10 protein-coding genes are annotated in these 9,285 nt (G+C 64.2%); 8 read left to right on the top strand and 2 right to left on the bottom strand.

What is annotated here, in order from left to right; genetic code table 11:
* The first annotated feature begins 665 nt into the window (after positions 1 to 665).
* Entirely contained in the window at positions 666 to 2,318 is a 1,653-nt protein-coding gene (locus GJ668_RS18760) for a DUF3616 domain-containing protein (protein WP_186343212.1), read from the top strand.
* A gap of 65 nt (positions 2,319 to 2,383) precedes the next feature.
* Here GJ668_RS18760 and GJ668_RS18755 read toward each other — a convergent pair whose 3' ends face one another.
* Positions 2,384 to 2,680 (bottom strand): PepSY domain-containing protein, encoded by a 297-nt coding sequence (locus tag GJ668_RS18755; protein ID WP_155451630.1) that lies wholly within the window; start codon positions 2,678 to 2,680, stop codon positions 2,384 to 2,386.
* 321 nt (positions 2,681 to 3,001) lie between these two features.
* On the opposite strand from GJ668_RS18755, the gene GJ668_RS18750 reads away from it, so the two are divergent.
* The 6 genes from GJ668_RS18750 (at position 3,002) to GJ668_RS18725 (ending at position 7,998) form a co-directional block, all read left to right on the top strand.
* Positions 3,002 to 3,355, top strand: a complete 354-nt coding sequence (locus GJ668_RS18750; RefSeq protein WP_155451629.1) for a PepSY domain-containing protein — start codon at positions 3,002 to 3,004, stop codon at positions 3,353 to 3,355.
* Positions 3,356 to 3,465: 110 nt separating this feature from the next.
* The gene (locus GJ668_RS18745; RefSeq protein ID WP_155451628.1) at positions 3,466 to 4,224 is read left to right on the top strand and encodes a COG4705 family protein; all 759 of its coding nucleotides are present in this window, start codon (positions 3,466 to 3,468) and stop codon (positions 4,222 to 4,224) included.
* Between the two features lie 59 nt (positions 4,225 to 4,283).
* A complete protein-coding gene (locus tag GJ668_RS18740; RefSeq protein WP_155451627.1) occupies positions 4,284 to 4,946 on the top strand; it encodes a response regulator transcription factor in 663 nt (220 codons plus the stop codon).
* A complete protein-coding gene (locus GJ668_RS18735) occupies positions 4,943 to 6,265 on the top strand; it encodes an ATP-binding protein (RefSeq protein WP_155451626.1) in 1,323 nt (440 codons plus the stop codon). The genes GJ668_RS18740 and GJ668_RS18735 overlap by 4 nt, the downstream gene beginning before the upstream one ends.
* A gap of 9 nt (positions 6,266 to 6,274) precedes the next feature.
* Positions 6,275 to 7,465: a tyrosine-type recombinase/integrase gene (locus GJ668_RS18730; protein ID WP_246195004.1), complete on the top strand. Its 1,191-nt coding sequence runs from the start codon at positions 6,275 to 6,277 to the stop codon at positions 7,463 to 7,465.
* Positions 7,466 to 7,608: 143 nt separating this feature from the next.
* Positions 7,609 to 7,998 (top strand): thiol-disulfide oxidoreductase DCC family protein, encoded by a 390-nt coding sequence (locus GJ668_RS18725; RefSeq protein WP_155451625.1) that lies wholly within the window; start codon positions 7,609 to 7,611, stop codon positions 7,996 to 7,998.
* A 10-nt stretch (positions 7,999 to 8,008) separates the two neighbouring features.
* Here the strand turns inward: GJ668_RS18725 and GJ668_RS18720 are convergent, their stop codons facing one another.
* Positions 8,009 to 8,392 carry a YchJ family protein gene (locus tag GJ668_RS18720; RefSeq protein ID WP_155451624.1) on the bottom strand — a complete coding sequence of 128 codons (384 nt, stop codon included), beginning with the start codon at positions 8,390 to 8,392 and terminating at the stop codon, positions 8,009 to 8,011.
* Between the two features lie 108 nt (positions 8,393 to 8,500).
* On the opposite strand from GJ668_RS18720, the gene GJ668_RS18715 reads away from it, so the two are divergent.
* A partial coding sequence (locus tag GJ668_RS18715; RefSeq protein ID WP_155451623.1) for an AAA family ATPase occupies positions 8,501 to 9,285 on the top strand: 785 nt, incomplete at its 3' end.

Raw genomic sequence — 9,285 nt, 5'->3', positions numbered from 1 at the left:
TGCGCCCGCTGCACCAGGCTGTGGGCGGTTTCGCGGCTTCGCGCCAGACCTTCCAGGACGGTGCGTGGTTCAGGGGGTAGCTCAATCAACGGGGCAGGACGGGCCATGGGCGGCAACTCACAATCAGGCAGTGGGAGAGTGATGAGTGATTATCCAGAAAATTCACAGTGCGCGGTACTAGGGCGGTGGGAAGCTGAAAACAGAGACGTCAGTCACAGCGTCAGCACGGGGATGAGCGACTGGCTTGAGCCGACTCAGGTTCTGTGAACGGACGCACACGCCAGCGTGTCCGTGACCGCTCCACGACCTGGTGCGCTGTCCGCGCTGCTCTCAACTCATACCTGACGCTCACGACCACGGTCTTTCGCTAAGAGCGCTCGGGGGTGGTTTGGAGCCGGCCCCGGCAGGAAGACTCCGGCAGTTCGGTTCCACCATCGCTTCAGCAGCTTCTCATACGGCCCGGTCAGCTTCATGCCAACCCAAGCCGCATTGCTGCGGCACACACATCTATCCTGACAGAGGGCGTCGGTATTTAGGCAAACGCCAACCTCAACCGGAGCGACCAGGATGATCGTTCCGGTATGCTTCAAGTCTGCGCACAGCTAGACTTCTGATCCAATCGCACCAAAAACACATCAGGACCGATGTCAACCAACAGCTCAGACATGATCGGCAGCAAGGCGCCGAGCGCCTCCACGGCCGCAGGCAAGGACACGAAGCGCGAAAAGGACGAAGACCTTGGCAAGCCGCAGGCGCCAAAGCAGCGACCGGTCGGCTCAAAAAAAGGCGTCGAGACGATGTTCCGCAACGCCTATCGCGCGGAATTGGAGATCATCACCCTGGCCGCGACCAAGGCGAACATCATGATCTCACTGAACGGATTTATCGCCTCGGCATTGATGATCTCAGGCGCCTTCATCTATACCTCGTCACCCGAGTTTCTGGTACCCGCCACCCTCTTTCTGTTTACCTCAGCCGCGTCGATCTATTTCGCCCTGCTGGCGGCCTCGCCGGACCTGGCGGACAGGCCAGACGGCCTTTTCGCCTGGCTCAAAGCGGTCTTCAAACGGGACGCGTCCCTGAGAGACTTCAAGGCGTATGTGCGGCCGCGGCGTGAGTTCGTCGATGGCGAGTCCAACATTCTCATCTACGAGGAACGCGTCAAGCTCTCCAAATCAGACTACTGGGAGCGGATGCGCGCGATGCTGAACGATCAGGAGGACGTCTACGCTAAGATGAGCGACCAGCTGTACTGGCTCGGTCAAATGGCGAACCGGAAGTTCAAACTGCTCAATGTCTCCTACAGCGTCTTCCGATGGGGCTTGATGCTATCGGTGTTAACCTTCCTCGGCGTCGAGTCTTTTCACGCGATCCGGTTGGCGCTCGACGGCGATGCCGTGGCGCGCCCGCAAAACGTTGGCATTTCTCAGCTCGAAGACGTTTATGAGCCGTCCGGGTTCGTGCAGTTGCCGGATGGCCGCATCCTCGTCGCCGAGGACGAACCGGATCGGGCGTTCAGCGTCATGCACTTCCTCGCGGACGGCTCGCTTGCTGGCGATCCGGCGCTCGATCTTCGCCTGATGAGTGCCTTCCATACTCGGCCGAACGACCTTGAGGGTCTGACTATGGATGCCGATGGCCACATCTATGCCATCACATCCCATTCCATGGACCGCAAGGGGCGGCGCCAAGCGAGTCGGGAGCAGCTATTGCGGTTCCGCATCGTCGGCGACGATATCGTTAATCTTGCAATCTATACCGACTTGATCGAGCAACTACAGCGCTCGCCGGTGGTACAGCAGGCATTGAATCGGTATCCCGACCAGCCAGTGAATTTTTCCGAAATCAATATCGAGGGACTGGGCTTCGATCCGAGGAGTCAAGTCCTCCTCATCGGATTCCGTGAGCCTGTCGTCGACGGGAAATCCATGATCGTGAAGCTGGACAATCCGCTTGGCCTATTCGAGCGCGGGGAGGCGCCGAACTTCTCCGAAGTCGTCCTGCTTGACCTTCAAGGCGGCGGAATTCGCTCCTTGACCTATGATCCGGTACTGGGCCGCTTCCTGATAGTGAACGAGATCCCTGGTCATGCGGGCAATCTCTACTCGCAGCTATGGTCCTGGTCCGGCGAAAACGACGCACAGCCGGAGCCGGTTGCACTGCCGGAGATCAGCAATCTGAACAACGTGGAAGCCATCGATTCGGTCATAGTCAACGACGAAGCCCGCCTGCTGATGATGAGCGACGAGGGCAGCGTACAAAAGGGGCGGCCAGCCAAGTACATGCTACAGGAGTACGAGCAGCTGTCTGCAGAATAACGCCTATAGACGTCTTTTCACCAACACGCCGGGGCTGGTGGACCCCGGCGCCGCAAAGCCCGCGCTTATTCGTCGCTCGCCTCGGTGGCAGAGATGACCGCACCGCTCGTTGGGTCGACCATGACCTCCATCACGGTCTTGTCCTTCAGGACGAAGACTTCATACACCCATTGGTCTTTTTCCTGCTCATACTCAGCAAAGGCCGCCCGTCCGTCGACATGCTGCTCCGCGGCGCTGATCGCCTGAGTGAGACTGATCTGGGCGTCGGCGCTGGCCAGGGCGTTGCTCACCGATTCGCCGGCCACGGCCGTACCGGCGGCGGAGACCAGGGCCAGCAACAGGATTGGGATATGGCGTTTCATGAGTATCACTCCGTCTCTAGGTTCACGCGGATCGTCGCGTAACCCAGAGCCTACTCGCCAAAACTTAGCTCAAAATTAGCGGTAGGCTCTCGATCACGCGACGCCGAGGCGAGACGCACATCGGCATCGGCGACTGCAAGGAGGTGATGATGCTCGGTGCTCAAGGCGAAGACAGCTCCCAGACTGAGTAGGGCAAGGATGTTGAGTCACCGTTCTGCTTGCGCGCCGACGACCGCCGGACTCCTAAGTTTCAGCTAATTCTCGCGCGCTATCGTCACTCCCACGCGACGATCCGCGTGACTCGAACGAGGAGAGATGACCATGAATCGCACGCTGACATATACCGCCGCCATCACCGCCCTGTGCCTCGCCGGATTGGGCGGCGCCTACGCGACCGACACTGAACAGAACGACGCGCTCGGAATCGCCGACGCCCAGATCAGTCTCACTCAGGCGATCCGTGCCGCCGAGGCGCATGTCGGCGGCCAGGCCTCCAGTGCCGAGTACGAGCATGAGAACGGCCGCTGGGTTTTCGAGGTTGAGGTCGTCAAGGTCCGCGAAGTCATGGATGTCGAGGTCGACCCGAGCAACGGCCAGGTGCTGAGCGTGTCGATCGACAAGGCGGACCAGGGCGATGACGCGGATCGCGAGGATGGCAGCGAGGCGAACGACTGAGTGTTCGGCGGCCGTGGTCCGGGGTTCGCTTGGAGCCCCGGATCGCCTCACCGCCGATCGATCCCGGCCCCGGCCTCTCGACCGTTCAAGCGCACAGGAGCATCCGTGCCATGAAATCAGCCTATGAAATGACCTTGACCAAGGTTCCCGAGGTGACCCTGCTCTTCTGGGTCATCAAGATCGCCGCCACCACCCTGGGCGAGACCGGCGGAGACGCCGTCTCCATGTCCATGAACCTCGGCTATCTCTGGGGGACCGCCATCTTCGCCGGCGTCTTCCTGATCGCCGTCGCCGTCCAGATCCAGGCCAAGGGGTTCCATCCCTGGATCTACTGGACGACCATCATCGCCACGACCACGGTGGGAACCACCCTGGCCGACTTCGCCGACCGCTCGCTCGGGATCGGCTATGCCGGAGGCAGCACGCTGCTCCTGCTGCTGTTGATCTCCTCTCTGGCGCTCTGGCACCGCACGCTCGGCAGCGTCTCGGTCACGTCGATCAGCTCGCCGAGGGCCGAGATCTTCTATTGGGTGACCATCCTGTTCTCCCAGACGCTCGGCACCGCCCTGGGCGACTGGACGGCGGACAGCGCCGGTCTTGGCTATGAAGGGGGCGCGCTCGTCTTCGGGTCCATGCTGGCGGTGCTGGTCCTGGCCTACTACAAGACCCGGATCTCGCGGACCTGGCTGTTCTGGCTGGCCTTCATCCTGACCCGTCCCCTGGGCGCCGTCCTGGGCGACCTGCTCGATAAGCCGCTGGCCGACGGCGGACTGGCCTTGAGCCGCTATTCGGCGACCGTGGCACTGGTCGTCTTTATCGCCGCCTGTCTGCTGCTGTTTCAGCATCGGGCGTCCGAGAAGGCACATTGAATGCATGAGGCGCATCCGTGGGCGGCATTCGACCCCAAACCCAACACCGGGAGCACCTGATGCGAATCCTACTGGTCGAAGACGACCCCATGATCGGCGAGGCAGTTTGCGTGGCCCTCCAGGACGCCGCCTATGCCGTCGATTGGGTCCAGGATGGTGTCACGGCGGGCCGTGTCCTCCAGGATAGCGATCACCAGGCCGTCCTGCTTGATCTCGGCTTACCCAAGCGTGACGGGCTGGAGGTGCTGCGCCGACTGCGCCAGGAGGGAAGCGCCGTCCCCGTGGTCGTAATCACCGCGCGCGACGCCGTGGAATCCCGCGTCCAGGGCCTCGACCTCGGCGCCGACGACTATCTGGTCAAGCCCTTCGACGTCAGCGAGCTGTTGGCCCGACTGCGCGCGGTCATTCGCCGCCGCGGCGGACAGGCCGCGCCGGTGCTCACCAATGGGCGGGTCAGCCTGGATCCCGCGACTGGCGAGGCCCGCAACGGCGAGGTCTCGGCCATCCTGAGCGCCCGCGAACATGCACTCCTGCACGCGTTGCTACTGCATCCCGGCCGCATCTTCAGCCGTGCCGAGCTGGAGACGCACCTCTACGGCTGGGGCCAGGAGGTCGAGAGCAACGCCATCGACTTCCTCATCCATGCCGTGCGCAAGAAGCTCGGCGCCGAGGCCATCAAAAACGTCCGCGGCGCCGGTTGGCTGGTGGAGCGCGCACGATGAGGCGCTCACTGCAATGGCGTCTGATCCTGATGCTGAGCGGCGCCCTCGTGCTGACGGCGCTGGTGGCTGGCTTGGCCGTCTTCGTCCTGATCTATCACGAAATGGGCGAGATGCACGATGACCTGCTGCGCCAGGTCGCCGCGCTTGCGGATACCCAGGGTGCGCTCCAGGCCAACCCGCTGGGCTCGACCGGGTCCAGACTGGTCGATGACGAGACGCGCATCCGTCTCATCCGGCTGCCCGGCGATCCGCGCCCGGCTTGGCTCCCCGAGCATCTCACCCCAGGGTTCCATCGACTTGAGAGCGCGTCCGAGCCACTGCGGGTCTTCGTGCACGAGGACGCCGGTTCCGGACAGCGCCTGATCGTCGCCCAGCCGACCGCGGAGGGCGAGGAGATCGCGCTCGACAGTGCCCGGCATACCCTGGTGCCTCTGCTCCTGCTGCTGCCGGTGATGGGCGGGCTGATCGTGCGCATCGTGCGTCGCGAGCTGGCCCCCATCGCCGATCTGGCCAGACACCTCGATGCACAGCCAGCTGAGCGGCCGAACCCGATGAGCACCGACCAGGTGCCGCAGGAGATCCGCCCCTTCGTCCAGGCGATCAACCGGCTGCTCGAGCGGGTCGCGGAGCTGATCCAGCAACAGCGGCGCTTCATCGCCGATGCCGCGCATGAGATCCGCAGTCCGCTCACGGCGCTCTCGGTCCAGGCCCAGAACCTCGGCCAGGCCCAGACGCTGGATGCGGTGCACGCGCGCTTGCAACCCCTGCTGGCAGGCATCGAGCGCGCCCGCGCGCTCACCGAGCAGCTCTTGAGCCTGGCACGACTTCAGAGTGGCACTCAACCGTCGCAGGATGTGGATGTCTCTGCGCTCGCCCGCGAGCTGATCGCCGAGTATTGGCCGCTCGCGGAGGCCAGGGGCATCGATCTGGGATTGGATGAGCGTGCCTCCGTGCGCCTCAGCGCCTCACCCGAGAGCGTGCGGCTGGTGCTGCGCAACGGACTTGAGAATGCGCTCAAATACGGACGCGAAGGGGGCGAGGTCACGCTCCGGATCGACGCCAACGCCAACTCCGCCATCATCGAAATCCTCGATGACGGACCGGGAATCCCCGCCGAGGAGCGCGCCCGGGTCCTGGAGCCGTTCTTGCGCCTCCAGCAGGGTCAAACGGAGGGGAGTGGACTGGGACTCAGCATCGCCCGCGAGGCAGCCATGCGGCTCGGTGGCGTCCTGGAGCTTGACGCGCGAAGCGACGGCCCGGGATTGACATTTCGCTATCGGGTCGGCCACCACGCGAGCAGTAAGCAGGAGGTCGTTTGACGACTCATCATGGCAGATAGCGTGAACCATCTCCACACGCCGTCTGATGCGCTCACCCCATGGGGTGTTGTCACGACCGCGCGCCTGCCGGCCAGTCTGGTCGAGCCGCTGTTTGCCGCCGACGGCTGGATGCAGGCCCCTTCCCCAATGATCGCCAGCGCCCTGGCCGCTGCCGCGCCCAACACCCGCCACGCTTGGGCGGCCGACTGGGGCGTGTTCCGCGACTGGTGTCTGGGACCGGCGACGCGCCACGTCCCCGAGCGACATGCGCGCGTCACCCTGCCGGTCGCCCCCGAACTGCTGGCCCATTTCATCCGCGATCAGACCACCGGTGCAGGCACGGCCGATGGTCGACCCCGGCGCCTGACGACGCTGCGGCGCTATCTGAGCACGCTCGCCACCCTGCATCGCCTGCTGGAGCTTCCCGATCCGACCAAGCATCCGCTGGTGACGAATACCGTCAAGGCTCAGGCACGCGGCAGCGGTGGCGCCGGACAGGCCGCGCCGCTGCGCTGGAGTCAGATCACGGCCATCCTGCCGCTCCTGCCCGACACGCTCGCGGGCTGGCGGGATCGGGCATTGCTGGCCGTCGGGCACAACACGCTTGCGCGCCGCGCCGAACTCGTGGCCCTCGATGTCGAAGACCTGGATTGGCTCGATGAGGGCGTGGCGACCGTGGCCTTGCGTCCGACCAAGACCGACCTGGAGGCGCGCGTGGACGTGCGCTATCTGAGTCCGCCCGCCACCGCTCTGGTGCGCGGCTGGCTGGAGCGGTCGAGGCTGGAGGAAGGACCGCTGTTTACGCGGATGCAGCGCAATGGTCAGGCGCGGTTGTTGGGTCGGTCCCACGGGCAACGGCTCGGGGTGTCCGCCGTCAACGACATCCTCAAGGAGGCCGTGGGGCGGCTGGCCGAGGCGCGTGGAGAGCTGGTGATCCCGCCCGAGACGCCCGAGTCCGAGCACTCGACGCTCCGGCGTGCCCAGGCCGCCGACTGGTCAGGACATTCCTTGCGCGTGGGCGCGGCGCAGGACATGGCGGCGCTGGGCGTGGAGACGGCGGCGATCCTGCAAGCCGGCGGCTGGAAAGATGTGCGCATGATCAAGCGCTATCTGCGACAGCTCTCGGCGCTCGAAGGCGGGATGGCGCAGTGGTGGGCGGCACAGCACTCATCACCGGCCAATCCAGGCGACGGGCGCTGAGTGGAGCCGCACGCTGAGCGAAATTGACACGGGATCCCAAGCCTTCCCCGTACAGAGCGATCAACGCGGATTGAATCGCGTCCGGTGCAGGGAGCGGATTTGCCCCCATCTAACACCGCATGTTCAATCGCTTGTGAAGCGCTATGCCAACAGAGACCTCAACACCGGCCCCACTCAGGGTGCTCTACGACGGCGGCTGTCCACTCTGCCGACGTGAGATCGCCCACTATCAACGCCTCTCCCCCCGGCGCGCGATTCATTGGATCGATATCGACGCTGACCGTGATCAGCCGCTCCCGCTGGGTCTCACGCGCGAGCAAGTCATGGCGCGGTTCCATGTGCTGGATGGCGAGGACATCCAGACGGGCGCGCACGCCTTTCTGTTGCTCTGGTCGGCGCTGCCGGGCTGGCGTCAACTGGGCCGGATGGTGCGCCTGTTACATCTGACCGGGTGGCTGGAACAGGGTTACGTCTGGTTTGCGCGTCGGCGACTGCGTCAGCGGTGCCGGGAGGGGGCATGCAGCGTCGGCTGATCCGGGCGTATCAACTCAACTCGCCCTCGACATAGAACCAGCGCCCGTGCTCGCGCACGAAGCGACTGCGCTCCTGGAGGCGCTGGGCGCGGCCCTGGAACTTGGAGCGGGCGACAAACGTCACCCAACCCTCCTGATCGACCGCACCCCCGGCCTCGGTGCTCAGGATCTTGAGGCCGAGCCAGCGGATCCCAGGCTCCAGGGTCAGCGTGGCCGGGCGGGTCGTCGGATGCCAGGTGGCAAGCAGATAGTCGACCTGCTCAGTAGCAAAGGCGCTGTAGCGCGAGCGCATCAGGGCTTCAGCCGTCGGCGGAATGGTCTGGCCGCACAGATGGGGACCGCAGCAATCGTCGAAGGAGCGACCGGAGCCGCAGGGGCAGGGTGAGTTGGGCATGGTTTGAAATCCTGAAATGAGCAGAGGCCGTGTTGTCGGCCAAGGGTGCGCATGGGGCGGTAGAATACTCGACCGTTTCTGCTATCTCCGAAGTTCGACGCTTTCAACATGGCTGACCTGTTTGCCGACACCCCGGTTCCACCGCTGGCCGAAGCCCTCAGACCCCAGGTCTTGGACGAGATGATCGGCCAATCGCACCTGCTGGGTGAGGGCAAGCCGCTGCGACTGGCGTTTCAATCGGGTCAGGCGCATTCCATGATTCTGTGGGGTCCGCCGGGAATTGGCAAAACGACGCTGGCCAGACTGAGCGCCCAAGCCTTTGCCGGCGAGTTCATCGCCCTGTCGGCCGTCTTTGCCGGCGTCAAAGACATCCGCGCCGCCATGGAACAGGCCGAGCACTCCCAAACCCAAGGCCGACGGACGATCCTGTTCGTCGATGAGATCCATCGCTTCAACAAGTCACAGCAGGATGCGCTGTTGCCCTATGTGGAATCCGGGCGGGTGACGCTGATCGGTGCCACGACCGAGAATCCTTCGTTCGAAGTGAACGCGGCCTTGCTGTCGCGGGCACAGGTCTATGTGTTGCAGTCGCTCACCGACGCGGAGTTGCGGCAGCTGCTGACGCGCGCCAGGGATCGGGTGCTGAGTCATCTTCAGTTCGATGAGGCGGCCATCGACACCCTGATCGGGTATGCCGACGGCGATGCCAGACGGTGCCTGAATCTGCTCGAACAGTGCCACATCGCGGCCGGGGCGGCGGGTGTGACCTGTATCGATGCCGGTTTCATCGAGAACGCCCTGACCCTCAACAGCCGGCGCTTCGATCGGGGTGGCGACGGCTTCTATGACCAGATCTCGGCGCTCCACAAATCCGTCCGGGGTTCCAACCCGGA

Source organism: Allochromatium palmeri, from assembly GCF_009720725.1.
GTDB lineage: Bacteria > Pseudomonadota > Gammaproteobacteria > Chromatiales > Chromatiaceae > Thermochromatium > Thermochromatium palmeri.
The sequence above is the reverse complement of the archived record's forward strand: the minus strand, read 5'-3'. Positions and strand labels throughout refer to the sequence as shown.

What these genes read in the sequence shown, in the direction of transcription:
- GJ668_RS18725 (WP_155451625.1), top strand. Translation starts at nt 7,609, where the DNA reads ATGCCAACAGAGACCTCAACACCGGCCCCACTCAGGGTGCTCTACGAC.
- GJ668_RS18735 (WP_155451626.1), top strand. Translation starts at nt 4,943, where the DNA reads ATGAGGCGCTCACTGCAATGGCGTCTGATCCTGATGCTGAGCGGCGCC.
- GJ668_RS18750 (WP_155451629.1), top strand. Translation starts at nt 3,002, where the DNA reads ATGAATCGCACGCTGACATATACCGCCGCCATCACCGCCCTGTGCCTC.
- GJ668_RS18740 (WP_155451627.1), top strand. Translation starts at nt 4,284, where the DNA reads ATGCGAATCCTACTGGTCGAAGACGACCCCATGATCGGCGAGGCAGTT.
- GJ668_RS18760 (WP_186343212.1), top strand. Translation starts at nt 666, where the DNA reads ATGATCGGCAGCAAGGCGCCGAGCGCCTCCACGGCCGCAGGCAAGGAC.
- GJ668_RS18745 (WP_155451628.1), top strand. Translation starts at nt 3,466, where the DNA reads ATGAAATCAGCCTATGAAATGACCTTGACCAAGGTTCCCGAGGTGACC.
- GJ668_RS18720 (WP_155451624.1), bottom strand. Translation starts at nt 8,392, where the DNA reads ATGCCCAACTCACCCTGCCCCTGCGGCTCCGGTCGCTCCTTCGACGAT.
- GJ668_RS18755 (WP_155451630.1), bottom strand. Translation starts at nt 2,680, where the DNA reads ATGAAACGCCATATCCCAATCCTGTTGCTGGCCCTGGTCTCCGCCGCC.
- GJ668_RS18730 (WP_246195004.1), top strand. Translation starts at nt 6,275, where the DNA reads ATGGCAGATAGCGTGAACCATCTCCACACGCCGTCTGATGCGCTCACC.